Origin of the sequence: Kitasatospora purpeofusca (genome assembly GCF_042691725.1) — a bacterium.
Taxonomy (GTDB): Bacteria; Actinomycetota; Actinomycetes; order Streptomycetales; family Streptomycetaceae; genus Kitasatospora; species Kitasatospora purpeofusca_B.
In genome coordinates, this window is record NZ_CP170483.1 from 3,061,985 (window position 1) to 3,077,938 (window position 15,954).

The 15,954-nt window shown below is 73.9% G+C and carries 16 protein-coding genes; 10 read left to right on the forward strand and 6 right to left on the reverse strand.

The genetic code is table 11. The annotated features are described in order from the left end of the window. Positions 1–23 precede the first annotated feature (23 nt). Positions 24–1,235 (forward strand): alpha/beta hydrolase, encoded by a 1,212-nt coding sequence (locus tag ACFCLZ_RS12765; RefSeq protein ID WP_380285019.1) that lies wholly within the window; start codon positions 24–26, stop codon positions 1,233–1,235. 3 nt (positions 1,236–1,238) lie between these two features. Here the strand turns inward: ACFCLZ_RS12765 and ACFCLZ_RS12770 are convergent, their stop codons facing one another. Next, positions 1,239–2,216: a helix-turn-helix transcriptional regulator gene (locus ACFCLZ_RS12770; RefSeq protein WP_380285020.1), complete on the reverse strand. Its 978-nt coding sequence runs from the start codon at positions 2,214–2,216 to the stop codon at positions 1,239–1,241. Positions 2,217–2,317: 101 nt separating this feature from the next. Here ACFCLZ_RS12770 and ACFCLZ_RS12775 point away from each other — a divergent pair, with 101 nt between their 5' ends. Next, complete coding sequence (locus ACFCLZ_RS12775; protein WP_380285021.1) at positions 2,318–2,908, forward strand: TIGR03086 family metal-binding protein; 591 nt, start codon at positions 2,318–2,320, stop codon at positions 2,906–2,908. Between the two features lie 10 nt (positions 2,909–2,918). On the opposite strand, the gene ACFCLZ_RS12780 is transcribed toward ACFCLZ_RS12775, so the two are convergent. Further along, on the reverse strand, positions 2,919–3,380 hold the full coding sequence (locus ACFCLZ_RS12780; RefSeq protein WP_380285022.1) for a MerR family transcriptional regulator: 462 nt from the start codon (positions 3,378–3,380) through the stop codon (positions 2,919–2,921). 123 nt (positions 3,381–3,503) lie between these two features. Here ACFCLZ_RS12780 and ACFCLZ_RS12785 point away from each other — a divergent pair, with 123 nt between their 5' ends. Continuing rightward, entirely contained in the window at positions 3,504–4,331 is an 828-nt protein-coding gene (locus ACFCLZ_RS12785) for a serine hydrolase domain-containing protein (RefSeq protein WP_380285023.1), read from the forward strand. 18 nt (positions 4,332–4,349) lie between these two features. On the opposite strand, the gene ACFCLZ_RS12790 is transcribed toward ACFCLZ_RS12785, so the two are convergent. Then, positions 4,350–5,126 (reverse strand): pirin family protein, encoded by a 777-nt coding sequence (locus ACFCLZ_RS12790; RefSeq protein WP_380285024.1) that lies wholly within the window; start codon positions 5,124–5,126, stop codon positions 4,350–4,352. Positions 5,127–5,446: 320 nt separating this feature from the next. Here ACFCLZ_RS12790 and ACFCLZ_RS12795 point away from each other — a divergent pair, with 320 nt between their 5' ends. The 5 genes from ACFCLZ_RS12795 (at position 5,447) to fabF (ending at position 10,445) form a co-directional block, all read left to right on the forward strand. Next, a complete protein-coding gene (locus ACFCLZ_RS12795) occupies positions 5,447–6,643 on the forward strand; it encodes a PucR family transcriptional regulator (RefSeq protein WP_380286153.1) in 1,197 nt (398 codons plus the stop codon). A 90-nt stretch (positions 6,644–6,733) separates the two neighbouring features. After that, positions 6,734–7,684, forward strand: coding sequence for an ACP S-malonyltransferase (locus ACFCLZ_RS12800; RefSeq protein WP_380285025.1), 951 nt, complete (start codon positions 6,734–6,736; stop codon positions 7,682–7,684). Further along, positions 7,681–8,715, forward strand: a complete 1,035-nt coding sequence (locus ACFCLZ_RS12805) for a beta-ketoacyl-ACP synthase III (protein WP_380285026.1) — start codon at positions 7,681–7,683, stop codon at positions 8,713–8,715. Before ACFCLZ_RS12800 ends, ACFCLZ_RS12805 begins: the two co-directional genes overlap by 4 nt. 79 nt (positions 8,716–8,794) lie before the next feature. Then, on the forward strand, positions 8,795–9,037 hold the full coding sequence (locus ACFCLZ_RS12810) for an acyl carrier protein (RefSeq protein WP_380285027.1): 243 nt from the start codon (positions 8,795–8,797) through the stop codon (positions 9,035–9,037). Positions 9,038–9,179: 142 nt separating this feature from the next. After that, positions 9,180–10,445 (forward strand): beta-ketoacyl-ACP synthase II, encoded by a 1,266-nt coding sequence (gene fabF, locus ACFCLZ_RS12815; protein ID WP_380285028.1) that lies wholly within the window; start codon positions 9,180–9,182, stop codon positions 10,443–10,445. Positions 10,446–10,520: 75 nt separating this feature from the next. Here fabF and ACFCLZ_RS12820 read toward each other — a convergent pair whose 3' ends face one another. Next, on the reverse strand, positions 10,521–11,015 hold the full coding sequence (locus tag ACFCLZ_RS12820; protein ID WP_350566458.1) for a DUF3145 domain-containing protein: 495 nt from the start codon (positions 11,013–11,015) through the stop codon (positions 10,521–10,523). A 355-nt stretch (positions 11,016–11,370) separates the two neighbouring features. Continuing rightward, complete coding sequence (locus ACFCLZ_RS12825) at positions 11,371–12,411, reverse strand: NADP-dependent oxidoreductase (protein ID WP_380285029.1); 1,041 nt, start codon at positions 12,409–12,411, stop codon at positions 11,371–11,373. Between the two features lie 89 nt (positions 12,412–12,500). On the opposite strand from ACFCLZ_RS12825, the gene ACFCLZ_RS12830 reads away from it, so the two are divergent. Continuing rightward, positions 12,501–12,965, forward strand: coding sequence for a MarR family winged helix-turn-helix transcriptional regulator (locus tag ACFCLZ_RS12830; protein WP_380285030.1), 465 nt, complete (start codon positions 12,501–12,503; stop codon positions 12,963–12,965). A gap of 149 nt (positions 12,966–13,114) precedes the next feature. Continuing rightward, on the forward strand, positions 13,115–14,644 hold the full coding sequence (locus ACFCLZ_RS12835) for an LCP family protein (protein WP_380285031.1): 1,530 nt from the start codon (positions 13,115–13,117) through the stop codon (positions 14,642–14,644). Between the two features lie 16 nt (positions 14,645–14,660). Here the strand turns inward: ACFCLZ_RS12835 and ACFCLZ_RS12840 are convergent, their stop codons facing one another. Then, complete coding sequence (locus ACFCLZ_RS12840) at positions 14,661–15,584, reverse strand: 1-aminocyclopropane-1-carboxylate deaminase/D-cysteine desulfhydrase (RefSeq protein WP_380285032.1); 924 nt, start codon at positions 15,582–15,584, stop codon at positions 14,661–14,663. Positions 15,585–15,954: the final 370 nt, after the last annotated feature.

A 15,954-nucleotide genomic window follows, 5' to 3' on the forward strand; every position in this document is an offset into this window, starting at 1 on the left:
GGGACTCTCAGGGAGTTGAGGCGATGCGCCGTCGGCGGTGGAAGCACGTCCTGATCGGCGCCTTCGCGGGTGCCGCCGTCCTCGCCGACGCCGGCGCGGCGGCCGCCCAGGCCGCGGCCGCCACCGAGCAGTTGGCCATCTCCACCCCACCCGCCGGCAGTGCCGCCTGGGTCGAGGACCACTCCTACGGGCACGACCTGCCCGACCCGGCCACCACCGCCCCGGCCGCCGTCGCCGAGTTCTTCGCGCAGCTCACCCCCGCCGAACTGAACCGGCTGGTCGAGGCCTACCCGCTGGTGGTCGGCAACTTCGACGGCGCCCCGCTCGCCGTGCGCTACCGGGCCAACCGGATCGCGCTGGCCGCCGATCGCGACCACGCCCGGACCCGCGCCGGCGACCAAACCCTCCCCCCGGAGCAGCGCGCGCTCGCCGTCTCCCGGGCCAACGACGCGCAGAGCCTGCTCGCGCCCGGCCGGCAGATCCTCGCCTTCGACCCGCGCGGCCGCGGCCTGCTCACCGAGGTGTGGGGCGATCTCGGCGGCGCCGACCGGGTCGCGGTGCTCGTCCCCGGCTCCGACGCCGACCTCGGCCACTTCGACCAGGCCGTCGAGCCGCTGCGCTCACCCGCCGGGATGGCCCGGGCGCTGTACCAGGAGGAGCACCGGCAGTCCCCGGGCACCCGCACCGCGGTGGTCGCCTGGACCGGCTACGTCACCCCCTCCGGCCTCGGCCCGGACGCGGTGACCTCCCGGCTCGCCGACGTCGGCGCACCCCGGCTGCGCCGGCTGCTGGCCGGCCTCAAGGAGACCACCCGGCCCCAGGCGCCGCCCACGCTGTTCTGCCACTCCTACGGCTCGGTGGTCTGCGGCACCGCCGCACCCGACATCCCCCGGGCGGCCGCCTCGCCGACCGACACCACCGGGATCACCGACCTCGTGGTGTTCGGCTCCCCCGGCATGGGCGTGGAGAGCACCTCGGAGCTGGGCGACGGCGTGCACGTCTGGGCCACCCGCAACGAGACCGACTGGATCGGCAACGTGCCGTACCTGGAGGTCGGCGGGCTCGGCCACGGCGCCGACCCGACCTCGCTGGACTTCGGCTCCGAGCGGCTCTCCTCGGCCCGTTCCTCCGGCCACAACGGCTACTTCGCCGCCGGCACCGACAGCCTGCACAACTTCGCGGCCGTCGCCCTCGGCGCCTACCAGGACGTGCTGCGCCCCGCCCCGGAGGCCTGACGCCTACCTGGCCTCCGGGTAGAGCCGGACGGCCTCGGCGGCGGCCCGGCCCATCTCCCGGCGCGCGGCCGGCGGGGAGAGCACCTCGGCGTCCGCGCCGAACGCGAGCAGCGCCCGGACGGCCGGCAACGACTGGAAGCCGAGCGCGAGTTCGACCCAGTCGTCGGGCGCCCCGCCCCCGGTCTCCGGCGGCGGGGCGGCGAGCCGGGTGCCGTGGATCCGGACGAACATGTCCAGCCGCCCGCGCCGCACCCGCACCTTCACCGTCAGCTCCCTGGGCAGCCGCTCCACCTGCTCGCGCAGCACCGCCCAGACCTCGCCCAGGCCCACCCCCGGGCGTCGGCGCACCGGTTCGTCCGAGGTCTGCGCGTCCAGCACCCGGTCGGCCCGGAACAGCCGCGGCTCGCCGTGCAGATCGGCCACCAGGTACCAGACCGCCGCCTTGCTGACCAGGCCGTACGGGTCCACGGCGTACTCCACCGGCGCGGGCGTGCCGCTGTGCCGGTAGCGCAGCCGCAGCCGGCGGTCGGCGAACACCGCGTACTGCAGCTCGCCCAGGTCCGGCCCCGGCGGCACCCCGGCCTGCAGCCAGCGCGCCGGGTCGACCAGCACCCGCTCGCTGATCCGCTCGGCGCCCGGCCGGTGCGGGGCGGGCAGCGCGGCCATCACCTTGCGCAGCGCCGAGCCCAGCGCGCCGTCCAGCCCCAGGTCGCTGTGCGCGCCCTGGGCGGAGAGCACGAACAGGGCGCGCGCCTCGTCGGCGGTCAGGCCGCTCACGTCGGTGCGGTAGCCGGGCAGCAGGCTGATGCCGCCGTGCCGGCCGCGTTCGGTGTAGACGGGCACGCCGGCCGCCGAGAGCGCCTCGACGTCGCGGTAGATGGTGCGGACCGACACCTCCAGCCGTTCGGCCAGTTCGGTGGCGGGCACCCGGCCGCGGGTCTGGAGCAGCAGCAGGATCGAGAGCAGGCGGTCGGCCTTCATGGCACGAGGATCCCAGCAATCATGACGAGGGCTGTCAGGTTTTACCGGGAGATTGCCTCCCGAAACGAAAACCTTCCGTACCAATGGAGTTGACCCACCCCATGGACACCACCCAGGACCCGCGCCCGCTGTACCGGCTCGCCCTCGACCAGCTGGAGAAGCTGATCGCCGAGGCCGGGCCGGAGCATCTGGACCGGCCCACCCCGTGCACCGAGTACGACCTGCGGGCCCTGCTCGGCCACGTGGTCGGCGGCATCCACCGGCTCGCCCACACCGGCGAGGGCGGGCTCTGCACGGACGTCGCGGCCGCCACCGGCGGGGTCGCCGACGACGGCTGGCCGGCCGCCCTCGGCCGGGCCCGCGCCCGGGTGAGCGCCGCCTGGGCCGAGGACGCCAAGCTGGACCGTCCGACCTCCGTCCCCTGGGGCGAGGTGCCCGGCCGCGACGCGGTCGGCGGCTACGTCCTGGAGACCGTCGTCCACTCCTGGGACATCGCCCGCGCGCTCGGCACCGGCTTCCCGCTGGACGAGCGACTGGACGAGCGGCTGGGCGAGGCGGCGCTGGCGATCGCCCTGGCCGCGCTGCCGGCCGAACCGCGCGGCGGCGACGTCCCGTTCGGCCCGGTCCGGCCCGCCCCGGCCGGCTCCGACGCCTACACCCGGCTCGCCGCCCACACCGGCCGCGCGGTCTGACGCACACGCCTCAGTGGCTCCGCGCGCACTGCGCGAGCCGCCCGTTGTACACGTCGATCTTGTGGTCGAGCACGGCCAGCGTGGCGTGCAGGTCCGCGATCTGCTGCCGCACCGCCTCCCGGTGGGCGAGCAGCAGGTCGCGGCGGTCCGCCGAGGTCCGCTCGCCCTCCCGGGCCAGCTCCACGTACCGCAGCATGTCGGCCACCGGCATCCCGGTCAGCCGCAGCCGCCCCAGGAAGGCCAGCCGGTGCAGGTCGGCGTCGCTGTACCGGCGCTGGCCCGAGGCCGAGCGGTCGACCGCGTCGAGCAGTCCGATCCGCTCGTACCAGCGCAGGGTGTGCGCGGTCAGTCCGCTGGCCGCCGACACCTCGCCGATGGTGTGCCGCGGCGTGCGGTCGGGCGCGCCGACCGGATCCCGGAACACGTCCCAGCAGGTGCGCAGCTCGGCCTCGAACGATGCGAGTACGGTCATGGTCGGTCCCCCGGTGGTGAGCGTGGCGACGACGCTAACGCCTTGGAGTGCACTCGAAGCAAGTGCGCCGCGGCCAAGCCTGCCATCCCGCCGGGCCGGCGGCCCCGGTTAGAGTCGGGCCCCATGGAGAGCTTGCGGAAGATCGAGACCTGGCCGGTGCCGCACGCGGCGGCGGCCGTCGTACGGGGCGCGGACGGCGCGGTGCTGGGCGCCCACGGACCGCAGGACCACCTGTTCCCGCTGGCGTCCGTGACCAAGCTGCTCACCTCGTACGCCGTGCTGGTCGCGGTCGAGGAGGGCGTCTTCGAGCTGGACGACCCGGCCGGGCCGGAGGGCTCGACCGTCCGGCACCTGCTGGCCCACACCTCGGGCCTGGCCTTCGACGAGCACCGGGTGATGGCCGCGCCCGGCAACCGCCGGCTCTACTCCAACGCCGGTTTCGACGTGCTGGCGCAGACCCTGGAGCGGGCCGCCGGCATCGAGTTCGGCCGGTACGCCGCCGAGGCCGTGTTCCAGCCGCTCGGCATGCACGCCACCCTGATCAACACCGCGCACCGCTCCCCCGCCGGCGCCGGCGGCCTGTCCACGCTCGCCGACCTCACCCGGTTCGCCGCCGAACTCCAGGCGCCCAGGCTGCTCGACCCGGGCACGCTGGCCGCCGCCACCCGCGAGGTCGCCTTCCCGGGCACCAGCGGGGTGCTGCCCGGCTTCGGCCACCGCCGGCCGAACGACTGGGGCCTCGGCTTCGAGATCCGCGACGGCAAGGCACCGCACTGGACCGGCACCGCCAACTCCCCGGCCACCTTCGGCCACTTCGGCCAGTCCGGCACCTTCCTCTGGGTCGACCCGCAGGCCGGCGCGGCCTGCGTCGCGCTCACCGACCGGGACTTCGGCCCGTGGGCCGCCGAAGCCTGGCCGGCGCTGAGCGACGCCGTCCTCGCAGAGCTCTAGACGCCGCGCCGCAGGCCGTCAGCCGTACGAGACCGGCGTGTGCATCTCCCACAGGAGCAGCTCCGCGCCGGCCTCGCCGGCCGTCGGCGCCGCGAAGGCGTCCCCGGTGATCCGCACGCTGTCGCCGGGCACCATCGAGCGGCCCCCGCCCTGCGGTCCGGGCACCGTCCGGTAGCCGAGCGAGCCGGCCGTCAGGTGCGCGTAGCGGTAGGCGGCGGTCGGCAGCGCGGGCAGCGGCTGCCACGGCCCGGCGGTCACCAGCCACAGCGCGGCGTCGCCGCGCCGCAGCCGCAGCGCCCCGGTGCCGGTGTCCCGCGCCAGCCCGGAGGCGAGCAGCGTCAACCCGTCGGCCGCGCGCTCCACCCCGCGCAGCCCGTACGCGGGGGGCGCGTCGAAGACATCGGGCTGGAGCCACATCTGGACGAAGCGGACCGGCCCCTCGGCGCCGCCGACGTTCCGCTCGGTGTGGGTGACGCCGGAGCCGGCGCTCAGGTGCTGGACCATGCCGGGCCGCACCACCCCGCCGTGCCCGCAGGAGTCCCGGTGGGCGAGCGCGCCCTCCAGCACCCAGGTGAGGATCTCGGTGTCCCGGTGCTTGTGCTCGTCGAACCCGCCGCCGGGGGCGAGGAGTTCCTCGTTGCACGCGAGAAGTGCCCCGAAGTGGGTGTTCTTCGGGTCGTAGTGCCCGGAGAAGGAGAACGCGTGCCGGGTCTCGACGCCCTCGGCGGGCGTCGAACGGTAGCGCTCGGCGGCGCGGCGCAGGTCGGCACGGGGGCGGGCGGGGACGTCGGTCACGGACCCACCGTAGCCTGCTCGATGGCTCGGTCCGGGCGCTCCGGACCCGGTGCCGACGCTCTCCCCCAGCCTGGCGGCCGGGAGGTGCCCCCATGCTCCGGCCCTCCCACTCGCGTGGCACCCGTGACGGGTGTGACCGCCACCACCCCGCCCGTCCACCGGGGGCTGTGCACGAGCAGTCACTCCGGTGAGGCAGTCTTGTCCCTGTGCCAGCCGCATCCGCGAACTCCAAGAGCGATCCGACCGCCAATCCCGACAAGAGCGGGAAGAGCCCGACACCGGGCGCCGGGAGAGACCGGCCCGGACGGGCGGCGCCGCGCCTGACCGCGCAGGAGCGCCGGCTCGCCGCCGAGCGCGCCGAGCGCCGGGCCGCGACCCTCAAGCGGCTGGAGAAGTCCTCGGGCAAGCTCGCCTCGGCGGCGATCGCCCGGATGGACGACCAGCTCGGCTGGTACCGGCGGATGCCCCCGGAGCACCGCTCCTGGATCGGCCTGGTCGCCCAGGCGGGTATCGCCGCCTTCACCGAGTGGTACCGCAAGCCGGACGCCCCCCAGGCGATCTCCACCGACGTCTTCGGCACCGCCCCGCGCGAGCTGACCCGGGCGATCACCCTGCGCCAGACCGTCGAGCTGATCCGCACCACCATCGAGGTGATGGAGGAGGCCATCGAGGAGGTGGCCTCCCCCGGTGACGAGGCCGACATGCGCGAGTCGGTGCTGGTCTACGCCCGGGAGATCGCCTTCGCCACCGCCCAGGTCTACGCCCAGGCCGCCGAGGCCCGGGGCGCCTGGGACGCCCGGCTGGAGGCGCTGGTGGTCAACTCGCTGCTCTCCGGCGACGCCGACGAGGGCGTGCTGTCCCGGGCCGCCGCGCTCGGCTGGGGCCAGCCCAGCCAGGTCCGGGTGGTGATGGGCTCGGCTCCGGACGGTGACAGCGAACTGGTGGTCGAGGCGATCCGCCGGGCCGCCCGGTACGCCAAGCTGCACGTGCTGACCGGGGTGCTGGGCAAGCGCCTGGTGGTCGTGGTGGGCGGCGAGAAGGAGCCGGTGCACGCGGCCCGGGCGCTGATCGGCCAGTTCGCGCCGGGTCCGGTGGTGGTCGGCCCGACCGTGCCGGACCTGCTCTCGGCGACCCGCTCGGCGCACGCCGCGGCGGCCGGCCTGCGGGCCTGCGCGGCCTGGCCGGACGCACCGCGACCGGTGCTGGCCGACGACCTGCTGCCGGAGCGCGCGCTGGCCGGGGACCAGGCGGCCCGGCGCCAGCTGGTGGAGGAGATCTACACACCACTGGACGAGGCGGGCTCGGCACTCCTGGAGACCTTGAGTGTCTACCTGGAGCAGGCCTCCTCCCTGGAGGGAGCCGCCCGGATGCTCTTCGTCCACCCCAACACGGTGCGCTACCGGCTCCGACGTGTGACCGACGTCACGGGCTACGCCCCCTCCGACGTACGTTCGGCGTTCACCCTGCGTATCGCACTGGCACTGGGGCGGCTCACGGCCTCGGGGGAGCCAAGCTGACCCCGCTGTAGGGACCTTACAATCCCGGATGCTTTTCTTCGTTACCGTCGCCTACCCGCCCCCGGGCGCCTGGCGAGAGAGGGTTGAACCGTGCTCGTAATCGTCGCCCCTGGACAGGGTGCCCAGACCCCCGGTTTCCTCAGCCCCTGGCTGGAGCTCGACGGTGTCGCCGACCGCCTGCAGGGCTGGTCGGAGGTCGCCGGGCTCGACCTCGTGCGCGCCGGAACCGAGGCGGACGCCGAGGAGATCAAGGACACCGCCGTCGCCCAGCCGCTGCTGGTGGCGGCCGGTCTGGTGACCGCGCGTGCGCTGTTCCCGGACGAGGACGCCGCCCGCGCGCTGGTCGGCGCGGTCGCCGGCCACAGCGTCGGCGAGATCACCGCCGCGGCCGGCGCCGGTGTGCTGAGCGCCCGCGACGCGCTGACCTTCGTGCGCGAGCGCAGCCTCGCCATGGCCGAGGCCGCCGCGGCCACCGAGACCGGCATGCTCGCCGTGCTCGGCGGCGACGCGGAGGTCGTCGCGGCGAAGCTCGCCGAGCACGGCCTGACCCCGGCCAACAACAACGGCGGCGGCCAGATCGTCGCGGCCGGCACCCTGCCGCAGCTGGACGCGCTGCGCGAGGACCCGCCGGCCGGTGCCCGGCTGATCGCGCTGAAGGTCGCGGGCGCGTTCCACACGACCCACATGGCCCCCGGTGTCGAGCGGCTGGCCAAGCTGGCCCCGACCCTGCCGGTCGCCGACCCGAAGGTGGCGTACGTCTCCAACCAGGACGGCGGAGTCGTCACCTCCGGCGCCGAGGTGCTGAGCCGCCTGGTGTCGCAGGTCTCCAACCCGGTCCGCTGGGACCTCTGCATGGAGACCCTGCGGGAGCTGGGCGCGACCGCCGTCATCGAGCTCGCCCCCGCGGGCACCCTCACCGGACTGGTCAAGCGCAACCTCAAGGGCGTGGCGACGCTTGCCCTCAAGACCCCCGCCGACCTGGACAAGGCCCGCGAGATCGTCGCGGAGCACGGCGGTCAGGAGCAGGAGCAGCAGGCATGAGCAACACCCCCCAGATCCGCCCGGTCACCGGGGCGCGGTACGCGCGCATCCACGGTGTGGGCGGCTACCGCCCGGTCCGGGTGATCCCGAACGCCGAGGTGCTGACCTGGATCGACTCCTCGGACGAGTGGATCCGCACCCGCAGCGGGATCGCCGAGCGCCGCTGGGCCGGCCCCGAGGAGTCGGTCGCCGAGATGTCGGTGCAGGCCGCCGGCAAGGCGATCGCCCAGGCCGGGATCGACCCGGCGCGGATCGGCGGCGTGATCGTCGCCACCGTCTCGCACCTCAAGCAGACCCCGGCCATCGCCACCGAGATCGCCGAGCGGCTCGGCTGCGGCACCGCCCCGGCCTTCGACATCTCGGCCGCCTGCGCCGGCTTCGGCTACGGCCTCGGCCTGGCCGACGGCCTGGTCCGCGGCGGCAACGCCGAGTACGTGCTGGTGATCGGCGTGGAGCGGCTGAGCGACCTGACCGACACCTCGGACCGCTCGACCGCGTTCATCTTCGGCGACGGCGCCGGCGCCGCGATCGTCGGCCCGTCCGACACCCCCGGCATCGGCAAGGTCGTCTGGGGTTCGGACGGCTCGCAGAAGGACGTCATCTCGCAGACCCAGGCCTGGGACACCGCGTTCGCCAAGGAGGACGCCGTCAACGGCGCCGGCGAGCGGCTCACCTGGCCCGCGCTGCGGATGGAGGGCCAGACGGTCTTCCGCTGGGCGGTCTGGGAGATGGCCAAGGTGGCCCAGCAGGCGCTCGACGCCGCCGGGATCACCGCCGACCAGCTCGGCGCGTTCATCCCGCACCAGGCCAACATGCGGATCACCGACGCCATGATCAAGGCCCTCAAGCTGCCCGCCTCGGTGCCGGTCGCCCGCGACATCACGGAGACCGGGAACACCTCGGCGGCGTCCATCCCGCTGGCGATGGAACGCATGCTGGAGAGCGGAGAAGCCCGCAGCGGCGACCTCGCCCTGATCATCGGGTTCGGGGCGGGTCTCGTGTACGCCGCGGCAGTCGTTACGCTCCCCTAGGCGTTTTCGCCCGATCCACCCGCAAACCTGCGTCCGTCCGCCGGGCGGCCGCATTCACCACCGAAGAGGAGCAGCCAGTATGGCTACCAAGGACGAGGTTCTGGAAGGTCTCGCCGAGATCGTCAACGAGATCGCCGGCATCCCGGCCGAGGACGTCGAGCTCGACAAGTCCTTCACCGACGACCTGGACGTCGACTCGCTGTCCATGGTCGAGGTCGTCGTGGCCGCCGAGGAGCGCTTCGACGTCAAGATCCCGGACGACGAGGTCAAGAACCTGAAGACCGTCGGCGACGCCGTGGACTACATCCTCAGCCACGCCTGAGCAGTCGACGCGTTCGACGCCTGACCTCGGCCGGCTCCTCCGAGCCGGCCGACCCGCCGGCCGGGACGCCCCACCGGGCGCCCGGCCGGGCTCACCTTCGGCCGCCGCCGACCCCCGCACAAACGTGAGAGAAGAAGATCCAGTGACTGTTGAGAACCGTACCGTGGTCGTCACGGGTATCGGCGCCTTCACGCCGCTGGGCGGCGACGCCGCCACCACCTGGGAGAACCTGCTCGCCGGGCGCTCCGGGGTGGCTGCCCTGACCGAGGAGTGGGCCGCCGAGCTGCCCGTGCGGATCGCCGCGCGGACCGCCGTCGAGCCGGGCGAGATCCTGCCCCGCCCGCTGGCCCGCAAGCTGGACCGCTCGGCCCAGTTCGCGCTGATCGCCGCCCGTGAGGCCTGGGCCGACGCCGGCTTCGAGACCCCGGCCACCGACGAGTCGTCCAAGCTGGCCCCGGAGCGCCTGGGCGCCGTGATCGCCTCCGGCATCGGCGGCGTGACCACCCTGCTCGACCAGTACGACGTGCTGAAGGAGAAGGGCGCCCGCAAGGTCTCCCCGCACACCGTCCCGATGCTGATGCCCAACTCCCCGGCGGCCAACGTCGGCCTGGAGGTCGGCGCCCGCGCGGGTGTGCACACCCCCGTCTCCGCCTGCGCCTCCGGCGCCGAGGCGATCGGCTACGCGATCGAGATGATCCGCAGCGGCCGCGCCGACGTCGTGATCGCGGGCGGCACCGAGGCGGCGGTCCACCCGCTGCCGATCGCCGCCTTCGCCAACATGATGGCGATGTCCAAGAACAACGACGAGCCCGAGCGCGCCTCCCGCCCGTACGACAAGGGCCGGGACGGCTTCGTGCTCGGCGAGGGCGCCGGCGTGGTCGTGCTGGAGTCGGTGGAGCACGCCGAGGCCCGCGGCGCCCGGATCTACTGCGAGGCGGTGGGCCAGGGCCTGTCCTCGGACGCCCACCACATCGCCCAGCCCGAGCCGACCGGCGCCGGTGTGGCCCGCGCGCTGGCCGACCTGTTCGACCGCAACCAGCTGGACAAGGCCGAGATCGTGCACGTCAACGCGCACGCCACCTCGACCCCGCAGGGTGACACCGCCGAGCTGAAGGCGCTCCGCAAGGAGCTGGGCGAGGACCTCGGGCACATCGCCATCTCGGCCACCAAGTCGATGACCGGTCACCTGCTGGGCGGCGCCGGCGGCATCGAGACGGTCGCCACCGTGCAGGCGCTGTACCACCGCGTCGCCCCGCCGACCATCAACGTCGACGAGCTGGACGAGGACGTGGACGCGGACATCGTCCGCGGCGAGGCCCGCAAGCTGCCCGAGGGCCGGATCGCCGCGCTGAACAACTCGTTCGGCTTCGGCGGCCACAACGTGGTGCTGGCCTTCCGCACCCGCTGACCCCGGGCCCGGACGACGGGGAGAGGGGGCCGGCGCTCATCGCGAGCGCCGGCCCCTCTCCCCGTCTCCGTCCGGTCAGACCACCTGGTGCAGCCAGCGCACCGGCGCGCCCTCCCCGGCGTACCGGAAGGGCTCCAGCTCGTCGTCCCAGGGCTTGCCGAGCAGCATGGCGATCTCCGCCTCCAGGTCCGCCCCCTCGCTGCGGGCGCGCAGCAGCACGGCCCGCAGCCGGTCCTCGGGGATCAGGATGTCCCCGTGGATGCCGGTGACGGCGTGGAAGATGCCGAGCCCGGGCGTGCTGCTGTACCGCTCGCCCTCGGCCGCGGCGCAGGGCTCGCTGGTGACCTCGTAGCGCATCAGCTGCCAGCCGCGCAGCGCGGAGGCGAGCTTCGAGGCCGTACCGGGCTCGCCCTGCCAGGAGAGCTCGGCACGCCAGTGCCCGGGCGCGGCCGGCTGGCGGATCCAGTCCAGGCTCACCCGCACGCCGAGCACCCCCGCGACGGCCCACTCGACGTGCGGGCACAGCGCGCGGGGCGCGGAGTGGATGTACAGGACTCCACGTGTCGTCACCGGGACCTCCAGGCTGTGGACGAGGGTCGCCTTCCCCAGCTGCCTCGTGTTCGTGCCCGTAGTTGATCCACAGTTACCCACGTTAGCCGACATTAAGCCACTAAATTGAGCAAAACGGACAGGCTTTCGCTCAATGCTAGTCGAAACCGCAACGAGGTCCACCCCTCGGTCGGATCTCTCCCCCGAACGGCCCCATCGCCGGGCGGGACCACCGTACCGCGCCGCCCCGTAACAGGGATGACGCACTTTCGGATCCGGCCGGAATGCGGTAGTGCGGCCGGAGCCCCTCCGCCGGGTACGCAAACCGCCTCGCGCCGGCCGGGCCGGTGCGAGGCGGAATGGAGCCGACGCCGCGTCAGCCGTCCAGGCGGACCACCATCTTGCCGGTGTTGCCGCCGCGCAGCAGGTCCAGGAAGGCCTGCGGGGTGTTCTCGAAGCCGTCCACCACGGTCTCCTCGAAGCGCAGCTTCCCGTCCTTCAGCCAGCCGCCCACCTCGGCGAGGAACTGCGGCCGCAGCGCGTCGTGGTCGCCGACCAGCACGCCCTCCAGGCGCAGCCGCTTGCCGATGGCCATCGCCAGGTTGCGCGGACCGGGCGCCGCGGAGGTGTCGTTGTACTGGGCGATGGCGCCGCACAGCACGGCCCGGCCGTGCACGCCCAGCGCGCTGATCGCGGCCTCCAGGTGCTCGCCGCCGACGTTGTCGAAGTAGAGGTCGATGCCCTCCGGGGCGGCCTTGGCGAGCTGCTCGCCGACCGGGCCGTCCTTGTAGTTGAAGGCGGCGTCGAAGCCGTACTCCCCGGTCAGCCGGGCGACCTTCTCCGCCGAACCGGCCGAGCCGACCACCAGCGAGGCGCCCTTGAGCCGGGCGATCTGGCCGACGATCGAGCCGACCGCGCCGGCCGCGCCGGAGACGAACACCCGGTCGCCCTCCTTGAGGGCGCCGACCGCCAGCAGGCCCGCGTACGCGGTCAGGCCGGGCATGCCGAGCACGCCGAGGTAGGCGGAGAGCGGCACGCCCTCGATCCGCGGCACCTTGACCGCGTGCTTCGCCGGCACGGTGGCGTACTCGCGCCAGCCGAGCCCGTGCAGCACCGCGTCGCCCGGGGCGAAGCCCTCGTCGCCGGAGGCGACCACGTACCCGACGGCGCCGCCGTCCATCGCCTCGCCGAGCCGGAACGGCGGGATGTAGGACTTCACGTCGTTCATCCGGCCGCGCATGTAGGGGTCCACCGACAGGCGGGTGTTGCGGACCAGGACCTCGCCCGGGCCCGGAGTGCGGACCGGCGCCTCGACGAGGGCGAAGTCGGCCGGGACCGGCCAGCCCCGGGGGCGGGCGGCGAGGTGCCACTCACGGGCGGTGGCGGGCGCTTGCGGCACGGTCGGCTCGGCAGCCATGATGATTCTCCACATGAAAGGTTGAGCTGGTGAAGTAACAATGGGCATGAAAGGTTCACGTTGTCAAATGTTCAGGTAGACTGGTTGCCATGAACGCCCAGCCGATCCGGGACACCGCGCAGCCGGCCGACGAGATCACCCGTGAGGTCGTCGACCTCATGGCCAACCTGGTCGCCCTCTTCCACCGCGAGTACGAGGAGGCCGCCGCCGCCCGCTCGCTCACCGGTGCGCAGGCCAAGGTCCTCGCCCTGCTGCGGCGCGGCCCCATGCCCATGCGCCAGATCGCCCAGACGCTCAGCTGCGAGCCCTCCAACATCACCGGCATCGTCGACCGGCTGGAGACCCGGGGCTTCGTCACCCGCCAGCCCGACCGGCAGGACCGCCGGGTCAAGCTGGTCGCCACCACCGACACCGGCAGCACCGCCTCCGAGGAACTGCGCGAGTCGCTGAACTTCGCCCGCGAGCCGCTGGCCGCGCTCGGCCCGGACGAGCGGACCCAACTGCGCGACCTGCTGCGGCGGATGCTCGCCGGCGCCTCCGGACCCGGCGCGTGAGGAGCATCACAGCTCCGGCCGCCGAATTCTCGGCCGATCGGAGGTAACCGAACACTCCCCCGAAACGTCTAACGTTCGAAAGCCGACACCCGCCCGCGAGCAGGCGGTACGGGTGGGGAAAGAGAACGGAAAACGGGGGGACGGGAAGGATGAGCAGCAGCTCGCGCCGTCGGCGTGTCATACGGACCGTCATAGGACTCGCCGCCGTTCTGGTGCTGTCCGTGGCCGGGGCGGGGGCCTGGTTCTACCACCGGCTCGACACCAACATCACCACCTTCGACGCCGGCGGCGTCGCCACCGAACGCCCGCCCGCGCCCGTGCCGGCCGCGCCGGGCGCCTCGGTGCCGGTCAACGTCCTGCTGCTCGGCTCGGACACCCGCAACGACGGCAACGCCGACCTCGGCGGCGGCGACGAGGGCGTCGGCCACTCCGACACCGCGATCCTGCTGCACGTCTACGCCGACCGCAGGCACGCCGTCGGCGTCTCCATCCCCCGCGACACCCTGGTCACCATCCCGTCCTGCCGGCTGCCCAGCGGCGACTGGACCAAGCCGCGGACCAACCAGATGTTCAACGAGGCCTTCACCATCGGCGAGTCCGCCCAGGGCAACCCGGCCTGCACCCAGAACACCGTCGAGGCCCTCACCGGCCTGCGCATGGACCACACCATCGTGGTCGACTTCAAGGGCGTCGCCGCGATGACCGAGGCCATCAACGGCGTGGACGTCTGCGTCCCCAACGACGTCAACTCGCACAACATCAAGCTCAAGAAGGGCCTGCAGAAGATCGCCGGCCAGCCGGCCGTCGACTACCTGCGCGCCCGCTACGGCTTCGGCGACAACTCCGACATCGGCCGGATGAAGCGCCAGCAGGCCTTCCTCTCCTCGATGATCCGCAAGATCCAGTCCCAGGGCTTCTCGCTGCCGACCCTGCTCCCGCTGGCCGACGCCGCGACCCGCTCGCTCACCGTCGACGAGGGCCTGGGCACCGCGATGAAGCTGGTCGACTTCGCCCAGTCGATGCAGCAGATCAAGCTCTCCGACATCACCTTCGTCACCGCCCCCTGGCGGTTCTCCACCGTGCAGACCGGCCGGATCGACCTCGTCCACCCCGACGTGGACACCCTGTGGCGGCTGCTGCGCGAGGACCGCACCCTGGACGGCCAGGCCACCGGCGAGCTCGCCGACCCCGCCGGCCCGAGCGCCGACCCCGGCGCCGCCGGGCCGACCACCGCCGGGCCCTCCCCGACGGCCACCCCGCTCACCGCCGAACAGCTCGCCACCCCGGTCACCGTGGTCAACGGCGTCGGCACCGACGGACTCGCCGGCCGCGGCTCCGCGGCGATCCGCGCCCAGGGCTTCCAGAACGTCTCGCTCGGCCAGACCACCGGCGGCCGGCTGAGCACCGAGATCGCCTACGACCCGCTGTTCAAGGCCGTCGCCGAGCAGCTCGCCCCGCTCTTCCCGGGCTCCCGGACGGTCGAGGAGCCGGGCTCCGAGGGCATCACCGTCACCCTCGGCCGCGACTACCGCCCCACCGCCGCCGCCCCCTCCCCCGGCACCCCGGGCGCCCCGTTCGCCGCCCCCACGGTTCCGCTGCCCACCGGCGTCCCCAGCGCGATAGCCGAGAACAGCCGCAGCGCCGACAGCGCCCCCTGCAGCGACCTCACCTTCGGCTAGGGCGTGTCCGGACGGGTCACGCCGGATCGGGCAGCCCGGTGACGACGGCGGTCAGCCGGGTGCCGGGCGGGAAGGCGCCGGCCGCCGTGAGGTCGTACAGGGCGGCCAGCGTCTTGGCCACGTAGCGCCGCTCCAGGGCGATGCCGTGCCGCCGCTCGAACCCGGCCGCGAACTCCTCCAGCGCGGCCGGCACCCGCCCGTACCCGCCGCCGTGGTGCCCGTGGTCGATCCGCCAGCCGCCGAACTCCCGCCCATACGCCTCCCGGTGCAGCCGCGCCACCTCTCCCTCCAGGTAGCCCTCGCCGCCGCGCAGCACCGCCACGCCCAGCGCCCGCGCCCCCGGCGGCAGTGCGGCCGCGATCCCGGCCAGCGTGCCGCCGGTGCCGACCGGGCAGCAGATCACGTCCCGCTCCCCGAGCCCCTGCGACTCCTCCAGCTCCGCCACGATCGCCCGCGCGCCGTGCGCCGCGAGCGCGTTGGAGCCGCCCTCCGGCAGCACCAGGCACGGCCCCCAGCGCCGCCGCAGCGCCGCCTCCCCGGCGCCGCCCCCGGCCCCCCGCCCGGCCTCCTCCCGGTAGTCGGCCCGGGACAGGAAGACCAGCTCCATCCCGGCCTCCTCGGCGGCCCTCAGCGACCAGTTCCGCGGCGCCCCCGCCAGCTCCTCGCCCCGCACCAGCCCCACGCTCGACAGCCCCAGCGCCCCGGCCGCCAGCGCCACCGCCCGCAGGTGCGTCGAGTACGCCCCGCCGAAGGTCACCAGCCGCCGGTGCCCCTCCCGCACCGCGAGCTCCAGATTGGGCGCCAGCTTGCGCCACTTGTTCCCCGGCACCAGCGGGTGCACCAGGTCGTCCCGCTTCAGCCGCAGCCCCACCCCGGAGCGCTCGAACACCTCGTCGGCGCAGTCGGTGAGCGGGGTCGGCAGCAGGGCGTCGGCAAACATCCGAAAAGGATACGAACCCCTCGGTCAACCCTGTCGAACAGTAAAGCTTTGATAAATTAAGACAACCCTATGACCCTATGAGGCGTCACGCCTGAGGACGGGCACATCGCGGTCCGCGCCGTCGACTACCGTCTCGTCAGCAGGCGAATCACTGTCGCATCAACCGCCGGGGTCCCAGGAGCGTCCTGGAAGACCCCGGTGTTCTTCACCATGTGGGGGAAATCGTGTCAATCGCGTCACCGCTCGCCCCGGATTCGGCGGAGGCCCCGTCCGAGCCCGGAGCTCCGGGCCGGACCGGCGGACCCGCCGGCGGCGGGCGGCCGTCCTTGATCGGCCGGAGGCCGCCCCGCGCCGGACTGCCGTGGTTCGC

Bases quoted from the DNA above. Each gene is read 5' to 3' on its own strand.
- ACFCLZ_RS12765 (WP_380285019.1), top strand. From the start codon at position 24: ATGCGCCGTCGGCGGTGGAAGCACGTCCTGATCGGCGCCTTCGCGGGT.
- ACFCLZ_RS12770 (WP_380285020.1), bottom strand. From the start codon at position 2,216: ATGAAGGCCGACCGCCTGCTCTCGATCCTGCTGCTGCTCCAGACCCGC.
- ACFCLZ_RS12775 (WP_380285021.1), top strand. From the start codon at position 2,318: ATGGACACCACCCAGGACCCGCGCCCGCTGTACCGGCTCGCCCTCGAC.
- ACFCLZ_RS12780 (WP_380285022.1), bottom strand. From the start codon at position 3,380: ATGACCGTACTCGCATCGTTCGAGGCCGAGCTGCGCACCTGCTGGGAC.
- ACFCLZ_RS12785 (WP_380285023.1), top strand. From the start codon at position 3,504: ATGGAGAGCTTGCGGAAGATCGAGACCTGGCCGGTGCCGCACGCGGCG.
- ACFCLZ_RS12805 (WP_380285026.1), top strand. From the start codon at position 7,681: ATGAGCAACACCCCCCAGATCCGCCCGGTCACCGGGGCGCGGTACGCG.
- ACFCLZ_RS12810 (WP_380285027.1), top strand. From the start codon at position 8,795: ATGGCTACCAAGGACGAGGTTCTGGAAGGTCTCGCCGAGATCGTCAAC.
- ACFCLZ_RS12825 (WP_380285029.1), bottom strand. From the start codon at position 12,411: ATGGCTGCCGAGCCGACCGTGCCGCAAGCGCCCGCCACCGCCCGTGAG.
- ACFCLZ_RS12830 (WP_380285030.1), top strand. From the start codon at position 12,501: ATGAACGCCCAGCCGATCCGGGACACCGCGCAGCCGGCCGACGAGATC.
- ACFCLZ_RS12835 (WP_380285031.1), top strand. From the start codon at position 13,115: ATGAGCAGCAGCTCGCGCCGTCGGCGTGTCATACGGACCGTCATAGGA.
- ACFCLZ_RS12840 (WP_380285032.1), bottom strand. From the start codon at position 15,584: ATGTTTGCCGACGCCCTGCTGCCGACCCCGCTCACCGACTGCGCCGAC.